Genomic DNA, 16,965 nt, shown 5'->3' with positions numbered 1-16,965 from the left:
CTGTGGCTGCTTCGGATGAGCCCCTCTACCCCGCGGCACAATGTGCGGCCTTTTGGTTCGGCTATGCGGACTACGCGCAGTGGTCCAAGTTTCTTGATGGTCAACCCGACGATGTAGAGCTTGCGCAGGCTTTTCGCGCAGTGGCTCTGCGTCTGGGCGACCAGACCGAGGTGGACAGGTTCATCGCCCAGCAGCGGCCGTTGATGGCACTGCTGATGGAAGCTACCATCTACGCACAGGACCGCCAGAGCCGCGAAGTCTTTGAAACCCTCAGTGAAACCTGCGAAGACTATGGGGCGGCGCAACCGGAACTCCAGGAGTTGAGATGACCAAACCCTCCGACAACCCGGCCGATGCCTTCAAGAAGGCGCTTGGCGAAGCGACCAAGGTCATGGCGAATGACCCGGAGTTGACGGTTTCCTATTCCGTCGATCCTGCGGGGCTGTCGGGGGATGCGATGCGGCTGCCGCAGGTCTCGCGCCGGATGACGCGGGACGAGGTGCTGCTCGCGCGGGGCACGGCGGATGCGCTGGCGCTGAACCGGCGCTATCACAACGGGCAGACCCATGCGAAATATGCACCGCAGGGCGACATGGCCCGCGATCTCTACGAGGCGATGGAGACGGCGCGCTGCGAGGCAATGGGCGCGCGGGACATGCCCGGGACGGCTGGCAACATCGACGCCAAGATCGGCCATGAGGCAATGCGCAAGGGTTACGATCAGGTGAGCCAGGCCGCGGACGCGCCGCTGGCCACGGCGGCGGGCTACCTCATCCGGCATCTGGCCACGGGGCGCGATCTGCCCTCCGGTGCTCAGAACGTCATGGAGCTGTGGCGCGGCTTTATCGAGGATCAGTGCGGCGGGACGCTCGACAATCTGGACGAGACACTGAGCGATCAGTCCGCCTTTGCCCGCTTTGCCCGTCAGATGATCAGCGATCTCGGCTACGGCGATCAGCTGGGCGATGACCCGGATCAGATCGACGAGGATACAGAGGAAGAGGCCGAAGAGGGCTCGGAGGACGACAGCGAGCCCGACAGCACCGGTCAGGACGATCAGGACGAGGAAGAAGCCGAGGGCAGCCCGGAGCAGTCCCAGGAAGAGCAGCAGGACGCGAGCCAGGCCCAGGTCTCCATGGATGACATGGCCGACCAGGAGATGGGCGAAGAGGCAGAGATGCCCGAGGGCGAGGCCCCGATGGAGCCGCCTGCCCCACCGCCTGCGTCCGACGCCGACCCGAACTATCTCGTGTACCTATCTGATTTTGATGAGGAAATCGGCGCGGAAGAGCTGGCTGAGCCTGCGGAACTGGAGCGGCTGCGCGCCTATCTAGATCAGCAGTTGGAGCCGTTGAAAGGCGCGGTGAGCCGGCTGGCGAATAAGCTGCAGCGGCGGTTGCAGGCGCAGCAGAACAGGTCTTGGGAGTTCGATCTCGAAGAAGGCATGCTCGATGCCGGGCGGCTGGCGCGGGTGGTGGCCAATCCGACGACACCGCTGAGCTTCAAGGTGGAGAAGGATACCGAGTTCCGCGACACGGTGGTGACGCTGCTGCTGGACAACTCCGGCTCCATGCGCGGTCGGCCTATTTCGATCGCGGCGATCTGTGCGGATGTGCTGGCGCGCACGCTGGAGCGCTGCAACGTCAAGGTGGAGATCCTGGGCTTTACCACACGGGCGTGGAAAGGTGGGCAGGCGCGCGAGGCGTGGCTGGCCGCGGGGCGACCGCAGGGTCCGGGGCGGCTGAACGATTTGCGCCATATCGTCTATAAATCAGCGGATGCGCCCTGGCGTCGGACCCGGCCCAATCTGGGGCTGATGATGAAGGAAGGCCTGCTGAAGGAGAACATCGACGGGGAGGCGCTGGAATGGGCGCACCGGCGGATGATGGCGCGGCACGAGGCGCGCAAGATCCTCATGGTGATCTCCGACGGGGCGCCGGTGGATGACAGCACGCTGTCGGTCAACCCCGCGAATTACCTGGAGAAACACCTGCGTGATGTGATCGCCATGGTCGAGAAACGGCGCGCGGTGGAATTGCTCGCCATCGGGATCGGCCATGATGTGACGCGCTATTATGATCGCGCCGTGACGATCACCGATGTGGATCAGTTGGCGGGGGCGATGACCGAGCAGCTGGCGGCGCTCTTTGACAGTGACCCGCGGGCGCGCGCGCGCGTGATGGGCATGCGGCGCGCGGGTTGAGGCTGCGGGACGCTCCGCGGGGAGTTTATTTGGCAAGATGAGGAGAGCGGTATGTTCCAGTCTTTCGAGGTCACCGCGAGACCGGAACAGGGGCCGCCGCGGCTCGCCGCTCTGCGCGAGGTCATGGCGGCGGAGGGGCTGGACGGGTTTCTGGTACCGCGGGCGGATGCGCATCAGGGGGAGTACGTGGCGCCGCGGGACGAGCGGCTGGGGTGGTTGACGGGATTTACCGGGTCGGCAGGGTTTTGCGCGGTACTGCGGGACGTGGCCGGGGTGTTCATCGACGGTCGCTACCGGACGCAGGTCAAACGCCAGGTGGCGGCAGTGTTTTCGCCGGTCCCCTGGCCCGAGGTAGGGCTTGCTGCCTGGTTGACGGATCACCTGGCAGAGGGTGGCGTCGTGGGTTTTGATCCCTGGTTGCACAGTGCAGGGCAGATTGAGGCGCTGCGCAAGGCGCTGGAGGGCAGTGCTGTCACCTTGCGGCAGAGCGCCAATCTGGTGGACCGGATCTGGGAGGATCAGCCCGGACCGCCGCTCGGCGCGGTGTCTGTGCATCCCCTTGAATTTGCCGGGGAAAGCCATGACGCGAAACGCACGCGGCTGGCGGAGGAGCTGCGCGCAGCGGAACATCGATCGGCGCTGATCACCTTGCCGGATTCGATCTGCTGGCTGTTGAACATTCGCGGCTCGGACGTACCGCGCAACCCGGTGGCCCATGGGTTTGCGGTGCTGCATGATGATAGCTCGGTCGATCTTTTCATGGCGGCGGAGAAGCTGTCGGAGGTTCGGGCGCATCTGGGCGAGGCGGTACGCTGTCATCCGCCAGAGGCCCTGACTGCGGCGGTTGCGGCGCTGGAGGGATCCGTGCGCGTCGACCGGGCTACGGTGCCCTTTGCCCTGGCCGAGCTGTTGGGGGATCGTGCGGTCTTTGAGGGCGATCCCTGTGCGCTGCCCAAGGCGCGCAAGAACGCGGCCGAGATCGAGGGCGCGGCGCGTGCGCATCTGAGGGATGGGGCAGCGGTGGTGGAGCTGCTGGCATGGCTTGATGCGCAGCCAGTGGGCAGTGTGACCGAGACGCAGGTGGTGACCGAGTTGGAGGCACTCCGGCGGCGGGACAATGCCCTGCAGGAGATCAGCTTCGAGACCATCGCGGGGACGGGTCCGCATGGGGCGATCATGCATTACCGCGTCACCGAGGAGACGGACCGGACCCTGGAGACAGGGCATCTGCTGGTGCTCGACAGCGGGGGGCAATATCTCGACGGGACCACCGACATCACCCGGACCATTCCCATCGGCACGCCGCCGCCAGAGGCCTGTGCGGCCTTTACCCGAGTGCTGCAGGGGATGATCGCTATGAGCCGGTTGCGCTGGCCCGTGGGTCTGGCCGGGCGCGATATCGAGGCTATCGGGCGTCTCCCATTGTGGATGGCAGGCCAGGATTTCGACCACGGGCTGGGGCATGGGGTCGGCGCGTATCTGAGTGTGCATGAGGGGCCGCAGCGGCTTGCACGCACCAGCCACGTGCCACTGGAACCCGGCATGATCCTGTCCAACGAGCCCGGCTACTACCGCGAAGGAGCGTTTGGTATTCGCATCGAGAACCTGATCGTTGTACGGGAAGCGCCGGATCTGCCCGGTGGCGATGATCACCGCCGGATGCTCGACTGGCGCACGCTGACCTTTGCGCCCATTGACCGGCGGCTGATCGTCATCGCGATGCTGAGCGGTGCAGAGCGTGACTGGCTGAACCGCTATCATGCCGAAGTTGCGGAAAAAATCGGGCCGCGCCTATCACCACAGGCGAAAACATGGTTGGATGAGGCAACTGCGCCTTTGTGAGACCGTCACGTTTTTGTCATGGCGCCGATAGATAACGCGTCAGGGGGAGAGACGTCATGGCCGATCACATCACGATCCGCAAAGCGGAAGGGACCTGGAGCGTGCGCGCGGGCGGGGCTGTGCTGGGCGAGAGCAGTGCGGCGCTTGAACTAACCGAAGGCAGCTATCCGCCCGTCATCTACTTCCCGCGCGATGACATCGCGATGGCGTTTCTGGACAGGACGGATAAATCGACCCGTTGCCCGCACAAGGGCGACGCCAGCTATTTCTCCGTGGTGACGAAGAGCACGACCCTGTCCAATGTGGCGTGGTCGTATGAGGATCCCAAGGCCGCCGTGGCGGAGATCAAGGACCATTTGGCTTTTTCCGGCGCGGATGGGATCACCGTCGAAGAGATCTGAGCAGCGCCTGCAGGATCGGATCCCGCGGCATGCCATCCACAGACACATCGGCGATACGCTGCGACGGCGTCAGGAATGCTCCTCGGCTGCCGTGGCGGCCAAGGCCCGGTTGTAGACCTTCAGCGCGTCCACATGGAAGAGCGCGCCCTGTAGCTCCGGTGGGGCCGCGTCGGCGCTGAGACTGACGACGGGGATGAACCGCACACCGCTTTCGAACATGGGCATGGCTGATTCCAGCGTTGCATTGGTGTCGATGTAGACACCGTCGCCGATCATCTCCCAGCAGGCATCTTCCTGGGCGGCGCGCGGATGGTCTGGCGGGCGCATGACGGTCCCCACCCGGAACATCGCCAGCAGATAGGCTTGCGGCCCGGCGGCAAGATGAATGCCGCGCCGTTCCAGTTGGGTCAAGAAGAAGCTGCGGTGCACCAGTTTCGAGGCGACAGCCGTGGACATGGAGACCGCGACCATCACGGCAAGACCCGTCTGCCAGTCACCGGTCAGCTCAAAAACAATCAACGTCGTGGAGATCGGCGCGCCCAGCACGGCAGCGGCAACCGCCCCCATGCCCGCCAGCGCATAGAGCGTCAGCGAGCTGGAAACATCGGGAAAGACGCTGGTGGCGATCAGCCCAAAGCTCAACCCCGACAGCGCCCCCAGCATCAGGGAGGGGGAAAAGACGCCGCCGCCCATCCGGCCTGCCATGGTGATGGCCACCGCAATGGTCTTGAGCACCGCAAAGACGATGGCATTCCAGAGGGCCAGCTGGCCTGTCAGGGCCAGCGACGTGGTCTCGTAGCCAACGCCGATGATATGCGGGTAGTAGATCGCTATGCCCCCCAGCATGGCACCCGCAAAGGCGGGCCGCAGCCAGCGCGGAATGCCGGTGCGGGTCTGCACACGGGTGCCGAAATCATCCGCCCAGAAGATCGCCTTCATCAGCGCCACGGCAATGAGCCCGCAGACCAGACCCAGCAGCAGGTAGGCGGGCATCTCCTGATAGAATTGCACCTGATTTGTCGTCGCCAGCGTGAATTCGGTCACGCCGCCGAATTCCAGCCGGTTGATCACCGTGCCCGCGGCGCTCGCGATGACAATCGGGGCAAAGGCGTGGACGGCAAAGTGGCGCAGCACCACCTCCAACGCAAAGAGCGCCCCCGCGATGGGCGCGTTGAAGCTGGCGGAGACTGCCGCGGCCACCGCGCAGCCCAGGAGGTCGCGCCCGGTGATGCCGTCGGCGTGGATGCGCCGGTTGACCCAGGTGGAGATGACGGCAGCGAGGTGCACGACCGGTCCTTCGCGACCCGTTGAGCCTCCCGTGCCCAGCGTGATCATCGAGGCCAGCGCGGAGGCGAGCCCGGCCCGTGCTTCCACCCGACCGTCATGCATGGCGGCACCGTGGATCACATCGGCCACGGACCGCGCGCGCGCGTCGTTGGTAAAGTGATGCAGGATCAGCCCCACGACCAACCCGCCGCAAATCGGGATGATCAGCACCAGATACCACGGCAGCGATTGCGCGAAACTATGCAGCAGCCGTACGTCCTCGGTGCCATAGAGGTAGGTCTGCAAGCTGTTGACGCCCTTACGGAAAAACAGCGCCGCAAAACCCGCAGCAACACCCACAACCAGAGCGATGAACCAGAACTGGATCTGGTTGGGTCCGCGGTGGCGCAGCAGCCGCAGCCCGTCCCGGCACGTGGTCAGCGCGATCTCTAGCTGTTGGGAAAGGCGGGATCGATCGGGGCTGGACATGACTTTTCTCTGGCTGGCCTCTGTCTAGAGCGCAGGGTGCGGGGTCCGCAACAAAGAACATCCACCAAGGGCATCACAATGCGGGGTACGATCGATTTCTGATCGCAGGAGGTCGCAGGTACGCAGGACCTCGCGCCAGCGGGTATCGCACATAATCCTTGAGACTTCGCCAATCGCGCATGCATGGCAACGGGCGGCAAATCTGAGACATCCAACAGCGCCGCAGAAGCGCCGACCCAAAGGCAAACCTCCGGTTTGACGGGGGCGGGAGGGTGCTGTGCAACAGTGTCTGGTGCGCGGGTGCTTTGAGCGAAATGGGGCGTGTCTCAGTCTTGAGACCGCATGCTAAAAGGCTCGATGCTTCAGGAACAGCATGGCTCGGCGTCGGTCGGCCAGGATGTGTGACTCAAACTCCGGTATCACCCGGCGAGGAGCGCGCGCGCCGCGCCGCGGGCCTCTTCGGTGATTGTATCGCCCGATAGCATCCGCGCGATTTCATCGACGCGCTGATCCTGAGGCAGGGCCGTCACCGTCGAGGTGGTAACCCCGCCGTTCACGCTTTTCGACACGCGCCAGTGATGTGCACCAAGTGCCGCGACCTGCGGACTGTGGGTGACCACCAGAACCTGGCCCCCATCGGCCAGCGACGCAAGCCTCCGCCCCACGGCATTGGCCGTCGCACCGCCTACCCCGCGGTCGATCTCGTCAAAGATCATGGTCAGCTCGCGCTGATCCTTGGTCAGGCACACCTTGAGGGCCAGCAGAAAGCGGCTGAGTTCCCCGCCCGAGGCGATCTTGCCCAAAGGTCCCGCTGGTGCGCCGGGGTTGGTTGCAACGGTAAAGGCCACCTCGTCAGCACCATCCGGTCCCGGCTGGTCAGGTGCGATGCGTGTCTCAAAGACCGCGCGTTCCATTTTCAGCGGCGCGAGTTCGGTTTCCACGGCACGGTCCAGCCTTTGGGCGGCAGCCTGCCGGGCGGCGGTCAGCGTTGCTGCGGCGTCGGCATAGCGGGCTTCTGCCTCGGTCAGCGTTGTCCTCAACCGGGCGAGATCGGCATCCCCCGCCTCCAGTGCCGCCAGTTTGGCGCGCAGTGTCCCGGCGAACTCCGCCAGATCATCGGGCAGCACCTCATGTTTACGTGCCAGCGCCCGGATGGCGAAAAGCCGCTCCTCGGTCATCTCCAGATCCGTGGCGTCAAAGGTCAGCCCCTCGATCACCGCGGCGATACCGCCCGTCGCCTCATCCAGTTCCACGAGCGCGCGCGACAGCGCCTGCATCGGCGCCTCCAGCGTACCATCCGCTTGCTCTGCTGCCCCTTCCAACCAACGCAGCGCATCGTTGAGGGCCGTCTCGGCCCCCTGCCCGGTCAGCATATCTTGGGCGCGGCGCACGTCCGATACTGTCTTTTCCGCGTTCTGCATGGTGCGGCGGCGGTGGTCGAGGGTCGCTTCCTCGCCCGGCTCTGGCGCCAGGCCGTCCAGCTCCGCCACCGCGTGACGCAGATAGTCTTCCTCCTCGCGGATGGCTGCGACCGCAGCCTCGGCCTCGGCAAGGGCGCGCGCCGCCGTCAGCTTGGCACCCCAGGTGCGCCGGCAGACGGCCCGCACCTCAGCCGTGCCACCGAAACTGTCGAGGATCGCCCGGTGACCGCGCGGGTTCAGCAGGCCCCGGTCATCGTGCTGGCCGTGCAGTTCCACCAGCGTGTCGGAGAGTTGACGCAAGAGCTCGCCCGAACAGCGCCGGTCATTGACCCAGGCCGTCTTGCGCCCGTCCGCGGTATTGACCCGCCGCAGCAGCAGTTCGTCCCCCGCGGGCAGACCTGCCGCCTCGAGGACCCCGCGGGCGGGATGATCGGGGGACACATCAAACCAGGCGGTAACCTCCCCTTGGGCCGCACCCTGACGCACCAGATCGGCGCGACCGCGCCAGCCCAGCACAAACCCGAGCGAATCCAGCAGGATGGATTTGCCTGCACCCGTCTCTCCGGTCAGCACGTTCAACCCCGGCTCGAAGCGCAATTCGAGCCGGTCGATGATCAACATATCCGTGATATCAAGTCCAAGCAGCATCGGCCTCACCCGCTACCGCTGACGGGTCAAAGCCAATCGCCCCGCACCGTCTGACGGTAGATCTGTCGCAGCCAGCTGTCGCCCGCCGCCTCCAGTGTGAGCCCCTGACCTGTGAGCAGCGCGAAGCTGTCCTCATACCAGTCTGTCGAGCGATAGTTGAAGCCCAGGATCGCCCCCGCCGTCCGTGCCTCATCGGTCAGCCCGAGCGACAGATACGCCTCGACCAACCGGTGCAGCGCCTCGGGTGTGTGGGTCGTGGTCTGGAAATCCTCGACCACCACGCGGAAGCGGTTGATGGCCGCAGTGTAGTGTGAGCGTCGCAGGTAATAGCGCCCGATCTCCATTTCCTTGCCTGCCAGGTGATCAAAGGCGAGGTCGAACTTGAGGATCGCCGCGCGGGCGTATTCACTGTCGGGATAGCGTTCGATCACCTCGCGCAGGGATTGCAGCGCCTGAAAGGTGAGCCCCTGATCGCGCCCCACTTCGTCAATCTGGTCGTAATAGCTGAGCGCCAGCAGGTACTGAGCATAGGCGGCATCATCATCCTCGGGGTAGAAGTCGATAAAGCGCTGCGCGGCGGAGCGGCTGTTGGGGTAATCCTGATCGCGGTGGTAGGAAAACGCCTGCATGATCAGCGCACGCCGCGCCCAGTCCGAGTAGGGATATAGCCGCTCGATCTCGGCAAAGAAGAACGCCGCATCATCGGGCTGGTTACGGGTCAGCTCGAACTCGCCCCGTTCAAAGATCTGCTCGGGCGAATAGGTCTCCAACGGGATTTCTTCGGGGTTGAAGAAAGATCCTCCGGAACGGCCCGCATCGCGACCGCCACTGCACGCGGCCAATGATGCAATGATCGCCACAACCGCGATCAACCGCTTTCGCGACCCAAGCCTAACCATGCCCCGCCACCCTTCTCACGTCCTCGCGCCACTCATCCGCGCGTCTTCCGGCTGGTGGTAGCATAGAAGTTCGGGATGCAAAACGTTCTTTGCGGGGTTTGTGATGGGTTGTGGGGCGGCGCAACGCGCATGGTCGCTGGGCGGCAGTCTGTGCGTCACGACACGCTCTCAGGCGACGGCGGGGATTTCATCCCAAACGAGGCCGAAACCGGGCAACCGCCGCGCCTGCAGAGGGTCACAAACCACCATCCGCACCGCATCCGGCGTGGCAAAAAGCTGACGCAGCAAGGTGTTGGTCAGCGAGTGCCCCGCACGCACACCCCGGTAGTGGCCCAGCAAAGGCACACCGGCCAGTGCAAGATCACCCAGAGCGTCGAGCATCTTGTGCCGTACGGGCTCATCGCGATGGCGCAGGCCACCCGGGCTCAGCACCTTGTCGCCGTCAAAGACCACCGCGTTCTCACCGGATGCCCCACCCAACGCGAGCCCGTTCGCCTGCATTGCCAGCACGTCGGACTGTCGGCAGAAGGTCCGGCTGTCGCAGAGCTCACGGGCGAAGGCCCCGTTGTTCATCACAAGCGTCTTTTCCTGACGGCCAATCGCGGTGTCAGCAAAGTCGATCTCGAAGTCGATGCGCAGGGTCTCGGACGGGCAGAGTGTTGCGGAGGCGTCACCATCCTCGACACGCACCTCTTTCAGAACCTCAAAGGCCCGTACCGGCGCGCGCAGGATCCGCAAGCCACGCTGCATGATGCCACGTACGAAGGGCGCAGCGGAGCCGTCCAGGATCGGCACCTCGGGTCCGTCGATTTCAATCAGTGCGTTGTGCACGCCGCACCCTGCCAGCGCTGCCATCAGATGTTCCACGGTCGAGACCTGCAGTCCTGCGCGGTTCTCGAGTTTGGTGCACAAAGGCGAGCGCAGCACCGCGTCCCAGCGAGCGGCGATCAGCCGGTCGCCGACGGCAACGTCGGTGCGCGCGAACCAGATACCATGCTCGGCTGTCGCCGGGCGGATCGTAACGGTGGCGGTGCGGCCTGTATGCAGGCCACGTCCAGAAAAGCTGATCGGTGATTTAAGCGTCGTTTGCACGGTGGCCCCACAATGTAAGATGGACTCTTCGGTCCGGTTGCTATCGTACCTATGGAGAGGGCACCCCCGCCTCAATTAAATCTTTGCAACCGACTGAAACACTTCTGTTACATTTAGGCGCAAACACGCTGGTGACCCCCTACAACACTGATAATTATATTAAAAAGGGCCGCAGTAATGCGGCCCTGGAACGGTTTTCGTGATGGGTCCGAGTGGCATCTTTGGTTAACGGGCCGGGAATTGGGTGGCCCACCGTTAGGATGACCAACGTGTTCTCCGGCAACCGATGCCCGCTGTCGGCCCGGATGTCCTAGTTTGCCTGACGCCGCAGAAAGGCCGGGATCTCGATCCGGTCCTGGTCGGCGTCGGTTGCATCCTGAACACGCGGCGCGGCAGCCGATGGCCGCTGTTGTACGGGCGGTTGCTGACGTGGCGCGGGTGCCGCTCCCCCCTCACCCTGACCTGTCATGCGGTTGATCAGGGAGTTGATGCCAAAGCGCGGCCGTTCCTCTTGACCCGAGTGAGGATCTGTCGGGCGTTGCACCGATTGAGGCGCTGCCTTTTGCGCGGCGGCCCGCAGGCGCGCCATGGCTTCGGGCGACGGTGTGCCCGCAGCACGGGGTGCGACAAAGGCGTCCGGCGCCACCGGGTCATCAATGCGGTTGGGTTCAAAGGCTGCGACCTGCGGCTGATAAGCGGGAGCAGGCAGATCATCCTCGGCCTCTGCCACGGCAGGCATCGCCGGCTCCGCTGGCATGTCGTCCAATGTCTCGAAAAGCGAGGGCTCTTCGGTCCGCTCCGCGGCGACATCATCAAATGGCACCTCTACCGTCTCGGCGGCGATCTCCGGCGTGGGCTCTTCGGCCACCTCGGTCATCGCGGGCTGCAGGGGCTGGGACAGCGGGCGACGCGGCACCGGCATATCGGTGTTCACATCCGCTGCATCAATACCGGTGGCGACAACGCTGACGCGCATGGTGCCACCCATATCGGTGTCGAGGGTCGAGCCGACGATGATGTTGGCCTCCGGGTCCACCTCCTCGCGGATGCGGTTGGCGGCCTCGTCCAGCTCAAACAACGTCAGGTCGTGTCCGCCGGTGATGTTGATCAGAACACCCTTGGCGCCCCGCAGGCTGATCTCATCCAGCAGCGGGTTGGCGATGGCTTTCTCGGCGGCCTGCACGGCGCGATCTTCACCGTCGGATTCGCCCGTGCCCATCATGGCCTTGCCCATCTCGTCCATCACGGCGCGCACATCGGCAAAGTCGAGGTTGATCAGGCCCGGCCGCACCATCAGGTCGGTGACGCCCTTGACGCCTTGATAGAGCACATCGTCCGCCATGGAGAACGCCTCCGTGAAGGTCGTTTTCTCGTTGGCCAGCCGAAAGAGGTTCTGGTTGGGAATGATGATTAGCGTATCGACGACCTTTTGCAGCGCCTCGACGCCGTCTTCGGCCTGGCGCATCCGTTTGGCGCCCTCGAACTGGAACGGTTTGGTCACAACGCCCACGGTCAGAACCCCAAGCTCCCGCGCGGCCTGCGCGATAATGGGCGCTGCGCCGGTGCCGGTGCCACCGCCCATCCCGGCGGTGATAAAACACATATGCGCGCCGGCCAGGTGATCGACGATCTGCTCAATGCTTTCCTCGGCGGCGGCAGCGCCCACCGCGGCGCGCGCGCCTGCGCCCAGCCCTTCGGTAACCTTGATGCCCAGTTGTACGCGGTTGTCCGATTTCGCCTGCTGCAGCGCCTGAGCGTCCGTGTTGGCGACGACAAACTCGACCCCGTCGAGCGCTTTCTCGATCATGTTGTTGACCGCGTTGCCACCGGCCCCGCCCACACCGAAAACGGTGATACGGGGTCTGAGGTCTGCCTGTCCGGGCATCGTGAGGGTGAGGGTCATGTGATATCCGCCTGTGCTGCTGCCCCGCATTCGCGGGTGTTTTGGGTGCCTACTCCGCCGTGATCCTACGCTCTGAGCGCGAAAGCGTCACGCGAAAAACGCATTTTTACCACAAAATATGGGGAATCTGGCTGTCAAGACCGCTCTGGGCTGTCTGGGTCGGCAAGATGTTGCGTATTCCGCCCAACGACACACCAAAAACCGCGCATGACAGTGGGTCCGGCCAAAGACCGGATCTTCATGTGTTCGTACTTGGGGCACCTGCTCGGTCGCCTGTCGGCCTCTGGGGACCGTTAACATCAATAATAACACACCCCTGCCCCTGCGTCACGGCGATTCCCTGCGATCACCAATTTTCGCGGAACCAACGCACGGCCCGGCGCAGCGAGCGGTTAGGGTAGCTGTCGGCGGGAATGTCGAAATCCCACCATTCGTCCTGCGGGTGTGCTGCAAAGAGCGTCAGCCCGACAACGGAGGCAAAGCTGGGACCCGTCGCCACCTGCGGCAGACCATGAACTCGCAGAGGGCGACCCAGCCGGACCTGCTGGCCCAGGATCTTGCTCGCCAACCCGTCGAGCCCGGGGATCTGGCTGCCGCCCCCGGTGAGCACGATCTGCTGGCTGGGCAGGTGGTCAAACCCGGCGGCATCGAGCCGCGCGCGCACCTCTTCGAGGATCTCCTCGACCCGGGGGCGCATAATGCCGATCACCTCCGCCCGGCTGGCAGTGCGGCGGTCATGCTCGAAATCACCGGTATCGCCACCGATCTCGATCATCTCGCGGTCGTCCATGCCGGTGGCATGCACGCCGCCATGCATCGTCTTGATCCGTTCGGCCATGCCCATGGGCACCTGCAATCCCATTGAGATATCACCCGTCACGTGATCGCCGCCCATGCGCACGGAATCCGCATAGATCATGTGTTTCTTGATGAAAATCGACACGCCCGTGGCGCCACCGCCCAGATCGATGCAGGCAGCGCCCAGCTCCTGTTCATCCTCCACCAGCGCCGAAATCCCGCTGGCATAGGCCGAGGATGCGATGCCCGCGAGCTCCAGATCACAACGCTTGATACAATGGGCCAGATGCTGGATCGCCGCACCATCGACGGTGAGCATATGCATGTCCACCGCCAGCGTATTGCCCACCTGACCGCGCGGGTCCCGCAGGCCAGAGCGGTGATCAAGCGCAAAGTTCACGGGCTGCGCGTGCAGCACCTCGCGCCCCGCGCCATAGTCGGGCACATCGCAAGCAGCCAGCGCGCGGGCGACATCGCGTTCCTCCACCGAGGTGCTTTCCAGCGGGATCTGGGCGTCAAGCCCGTAGGAGCGCGGATCCGCCCCGGAAAAACAGGCGATGACGTGATCGACGCGGATGCCAGCCATCTTCTGCGCCCCTTGAAGAGCGGTGCGGATCGCGCGTTCGGTCTCGGGCATGGCACAGATCTCGCCGAAGCGCACGCCGCGCGAGCGGGTGGTGGCCGCGCCGATCACCCGAAAGCGCGACTGCCCGGCGAGAGAGCCGATCTCGCCCTCGCTCGACGGATCCGCCTGACCATCGAACCGCAGGACGAGGCAGGAAATCTTGGAACTGCCCACGTCCAGGATCGCGACCACCCCGCGCTGCATGGCGGCCTTGCGCATGTTGCGCATCTGGCGCTGGCTTTCGTATAAATCCATCATTCTATCTGTCTGACGCCTTCTTGATTTCCCACCACAGGGTGGCCGCCTGTGCGCTCATCTGCAGGGTTGGACGCGCGCCAAGACGCATGTCCACCCGAGTGACATCGCGGTTCAGCATGTCCTGCGCCGCATCGAGTGCGATGACCCGCTCAAGCGCTTCAATCGGCGCTTCTTCGGGCAGCAGGATCCGCTGATCACGGTCAAGCACCACGTCCCACCGCCGCTCGCCCATGCGCACAAGACCGCGCAACCGCTCTCCCAGCGGGGCAGCGGCGCGTATCAGGCTGAGCGCTTCTGGCACGGCACTGTCGGCGCCCTTGCCAGCGAGCACCGGCAAATCCGCGCGTGCGCGACGTTTGGGCAGCAGCCCCACATGCGTCCCCGTCACGTCCACCAGCACCAGACCATCGCGGCCGCGCCAGATCGCCACCGGCTGGCGCGGCGTCACCTCGATCTGCAGCACGCCGCCGGGACGGATCCGTACGCCCGCGCTCTTGACCGGGGCGAGCTCTGCAACCCGTTCCCGGATCTCGCCGAGGTTGAGATCGAAAGAGCTGACGGGGAAATCGAGCGGCACAATTTCGCGGATGTCGGCGGCCAACGCGTCGTCCCCGCCGTCGATGGCCATCAGATGCACCATGAACTCTGGCCGCGTCTCGAAACTGGCGCGGGCCTCCGCAACCGTATCGCGCAGCCCTTGCAGGTTGCGTGGATCCGACAGCCACCAGCCTGCCCCGCCTGCAATCAGCGCCAGCGGCAGGCCCACGCGCAGTGCCAGCAGAAAGGCTGGCGTGAGCATCAGCCGCTGCATTCGCCAGGCCCAGCGGGAGGGAGCGGGGTCCATGCGGGTGGTCGGGCGGTGCCTCAGCGATCGCATGAGGCATCCTCCACCATCCAGGCGCAAAGCTCAGGAAAGCTCATCCCGCACGCCGCGGCCTGCTCGGGCGTCAGGGAGGTCGACGTCATGCCCGGCTGGGTATTGGTCTCCAGCAGGATCAGCCCCGCCGCCCCGCGCGCCTCGTCCCAGCGAAAATCAGTGCGGCTGACGCCCCGGCATCCGAGAACCGCATGGGCCCGCAGCGCGTAGTCGAGACACAGATCAAAGATGTCCTGCGGCACCTCGGCGGGCACCACATGGCGGGAGCCACCGGGCTTGTATTTGGCATCGTAGTCGTACCAGCCATCGGTCAGGATGTCCGTCACGGTCAGCGCCCGGTTTCCAAGCACGGTGGTGGTCAACTCGCGCCCCGGGGCGAAGGCCTCGACCATCACCTGATCCGGCATATCCGGGGAGAGTTGCGGCGGGCCGTTGCTGTCCTCATGCACCAGATAGATGCCGACGGAGGAGCCTTCGTTATTGGGTTTGACCACATAAGGGGGATCCATCACGTGGCCCGCGCGCACGTCGTCTGCGGCGGCGATGACGCTTTGCATCACCGGCAGGCCCGCGGCGGCGAAAGCAGCCTTGCTGCGCTCCTTGTCCATGGCCAGCGCCGAGGAGAGCACCCCGGAGTGAGAATAGGGGATGGAGAGCCATTCCAGCAGGCCCTGCACGCAGCCATCCTCGCCCCAGCGGCCATGAAGGCAGTTGAGCACGGCGTCGGGCGCTGACTGCTCCAGCACAGCCGCCAGATCGCGGCCTGCATCGACCTCGATCACGTCATACCCTTGCGTGCGCAGCGCCTCGGCACAGGCCGACCCGCTTGACAGGGACACTTCGCGCTCCGCCGAAGGGCCGCCCATCAGAACCGCTACACGCTGGGGTGTCCTGCTCGACTGACCCACTTGGTGCCTCATTATGCGCGCCGGTTTCGGGCGCTTTTTTGCCAGCCCGGTTGAGGGCTCTTTTTGATATATGTCCGGCTTTTGCGCCGGTTCACCGTCTTGTTTCTTATCCGCAGTCTGACAGCAGCTTGGTTAATCGCCGGTTAATTCTCAGGCGCGTCCAAGGCCCGCTCGCCAATCCGCATGATTTCCCATTCTAGCGTGATACCGCTTTGGCCGTAAACCTTTTTTCGCACCTGCTCACCCAGGGCTTCCAGGTCGGCGGCGGTCGCTTGCCCGGTGTTGATCAGGAAGTTGGGGTGTTTCTCGCTCATCTGCGCACCGCCAAGCCGCGCGCCCCGCAGCCCCGCATCCTCGATCACTTTCCACGCTTTGAGATCATGCACATCATCGGCGCGACCGGTTGAGGAAAACCCCGCCGGATTGCGAAAGGTGGAGCCTGCGCTGCGGTCCTTGGTAGGCTGGCTGGCGTCACGGGCGGCGAGTTGATCAGCCATCCGTTGCTCAAGTGCCGCGGGATCCGCCTGTGCGGCCTCAAGGGTTGCCCCGGTCAGGACCCACCCCTCGGGCAGATGGCTTTGCCGATAGGAAAACGCCAGATCCGCTGCCGTGAGCGTCACCACCTCCCCCGCCCGGCTGACGGCCTGTGCAGAGACCAGATGATCGGCCATGTAACTGCCGTAGCAGCCCGCATTCATCCGCACGGCACCGCCGATACTGCCCGGGATGGTCCTCAGAAAAGTCAGATCCAGCCCCGCCTCTGCCGCTCGTCGGGCCACATGGGCATCGAGCGCAGCAGCACCGGCGGTCACCCGCGTGCCGTTGATCTCGATCTCGTTGAAGCCACGACCGAGCCGGATCACTACGGCGCGCAGACCGCCATCGCGCACGATGAGGTTGGAGCCGACGCCCATGGGAAAGACAGGGACATCGTCTGGCAAGGCGCGCAGAAAATCGCTCAGATCCTTCAGGTCAGCCGGTTGGAACAGCCAATCTGCCGGGCCGCCAACCCGCAGCCATGTCAGATCGCTGAGACTGCGGTTCGCGTTCAGCCGCCCCCGCACCGGCGGCATCTGCGCCATCACCGCCCCCGGCCACGCAGCAACGGCCAACGCAGGGTCGATACACCGCCCGCAAAGACCAAAAGCCCCACCCAGGGACCGTGCAGCCACGTGACATAGCCCAGAATGGGGATGCCCACGACCACCAGCACCAGTGTCGCATGCCATCGCTGGTCCACGATGGGCCGGGCGCCCCGCAGGTTGGCCAGCACCACCCAAAGCACGGCGAGGACAAGCGGCGGGCTTACCATCCGGCCCTGCTCCCGCAGGCGCG

14 protein-coding genes are annotated in these 16,965 nt (G+C 64.7%); 4 read left to right on the top strand and 10 right to left on the bottom strand.

The window, feature by feature from the left end; genetic code table 11:
• Positions 1-2: 2 nt before the first annotated feature.
• From Q1A53_RS09005 to Q1A53_RS08990, 4 genes are read left to right on the top strand one after another with little or no spacing between them, the layout of a single operon-like run.
• Complete coding sequence (locus Q1A53_RS09005) at positions 3-329, top strand: hypothetical protein (RefSeq protein ID WP_299965348.1); 327 nt, start codon at positions 3-5, stop codon at positions 327-329.
• Positions 326-2,203: a cobaltochelatase subunit CobT gene (gene cobT / locus Q1A53_RS09000; RefSeq protein ID WP_299965346.1), complete on the top strand. Its 1,878-nt coding sequence runs from the start codon at positions 326-328 to the stop codon at positions 2,201-2,203. The genes Q1A53_RS09005 and cobT overlap by 4 nt, the downstream gene beginning before the upstream one ends.
• Before the next feature lie 51 nt (positions 2,204-2,254).
• Complete coding sequence (locus Q1A53_RS08995) at positions 2,255-4,045, top strand: aminopeptidase P family protein (protein ID WP_299965343.1); 1,791 nt, start codon at positions 2,255-2,257, stop codon at positions 4,043-4,045.
• A gap of 56 nt (positions 4,046-4,101) precedes the next feature.
• The gene (locus Q1A53_RS08990) at positions 4,102-4,446 is read left to right on the top strand and encodes a DUF427 domain-containing protein (RefSeq protein WP_299965341.1); all 345 of its coding nucleotides are present in this window, start codon (positions 4,102-4,104) and stop codon (positions 4,444-4,446) included.
• Positions 4,447-4,515: 69 nt separating this feature from the next.
• Here the strand turns inward: Q1A53_RS08990 and Q1A53_RS08985 are convergent, their stop codons facing one another.
• The 10 genes from Q1A53_RS08985 to Q1A53_RS08940 form a co-directional block, all read right to left on the bottom strand.
• Entirely contained in the window at positions 4,516-6,201 is a 1,686-nt protein-coding gene (locus Q1A53_RS08985; protein ID WP_299965338.1) for a chloride channel protein, read from the bottom strand.
• A gap of 419 nt (positions 6,202-6,620) precedes the next feature.
• Complete coding sequence (recN, locus tag Q1A53_RS08980; RefSeq protein WP_299965336.1) at positions 6,621-8,270, bottom strand: DNA repair protein RecN; 1,650 nt, start codon at positions 8,268-8,270, stop codon at positions 6,621-6,623.
• Between the two features lie 26 nt (positions 8,271-8,296).
• A complete protein-coding gene (locus tag Q1A53_RS08975; protein WP_299965334.1) occupies positions 8,297-9,169 on the bottom strand; it encodes an outer membrane protein assembly factor BamD in 873 nt (290 codons plus the stop codon).
• Positions 9,170-9,337: 168 nt separating this feature from the next.
• On the bottom strand, positions 9,338-10,261 hold the full coding sequence (gene lpxC / locus Q1A53_RS08970; protein WP_299965331.1) for a UDP-3-O-acyl-N-acetylglucosamine deacetylase: 924 nt from the start codon (positions 10,259-10,261) through the stop codon (positions 9,338-9,340).
• Positions 10,262-10,571: 310 nt separating this feature from the next.
• Positions 10,572-12,164, bottom strand: coding sequence for a cell division protein FtsZ (gene ftsZ, locus Q1A53_RS08965; protein ID WP_299965329.1), 1,593 nt, complete (start codon positions 12,162-12,164; stop codon positions 10,572-10,574).
• 346 nt (positions 12,165-12,510) lie between these two features.
• Positions 12,511-13,845, bottom strand: coding sequence for a cell division protein FtsA (ftsA, locus tag Q1A53_RS08960; protein WP_299965327.1), 1,335 nt, complete (start codon positions 13,843-13,845; stop codon positions 12,511-12,513).
• Between the two features lies 1 nt (position 13,846).
• Positions 13,847-14,722, bottom strand: coding sequence for a cell division protein FtsQ/DivIB (locus Q1A53_RS08955; RefSeq protein WP_299965325.1), 876 nt, complete (start codon positions 14,720-14,722; stop codon positions 13,847-13,849).
• On the bottom strand, positions 14,710-15,642 hold the full coding sequence (locus Q1A53_RS08950) for a D-alanine--D-alanine ligase (RefSeq protein ID WP_299965323.1): 933 nt from the start codon (positions 15,640-15,642) through the stop codon (positions 14,710-14,712). The genes Q1A53_RS08955 and Q1A53_RS08950 overlap by 13 nt, the downstream gene beginning before the upstream one ends.
• Before the next feature lie 131 nt (positions 15,643-15,773).
• Positions 15,774-16,712, bottom strand: coding sequence for a UDP-N-acetylmuramate dehydrogenase (gene murB / locus Q1A53_RS08945; RefSeq protein ID WP_299965321.1), 939 nt, complete (start codon positions 16,710-16,712; stop codon positions 15,774-15,776).
• Entirely contained in the window at positions 16,712-16,942 is a 231-nt protein-coding gene (locus Q1A53_RS08940) for a DUF2484 family protein (RefSeq protein WP_299965319.1), read from the bottom strand. The genes murB and Q1A53_RS08940 overlap by 1 nt, the downstream gene beginning before the upstream one ends.
• Between the last annotated feature and the right edge of the window lie 23 nt (positions 16,943-16,965).

The sequence above is a fragment of the uncultured Roseobacter sp. genome, from assembly GCF_947496515.1.
Lineage (GTDB): Bacteria > Pseudomonadota > Alphaproteobacteria > Rhodobacterales > Rhodobacteraceae > Roseobacter.
Note: the sequence above shows the minus strand (reverse complement) of the source record. Positions and strands in the feature narration are given on the sequence as shown.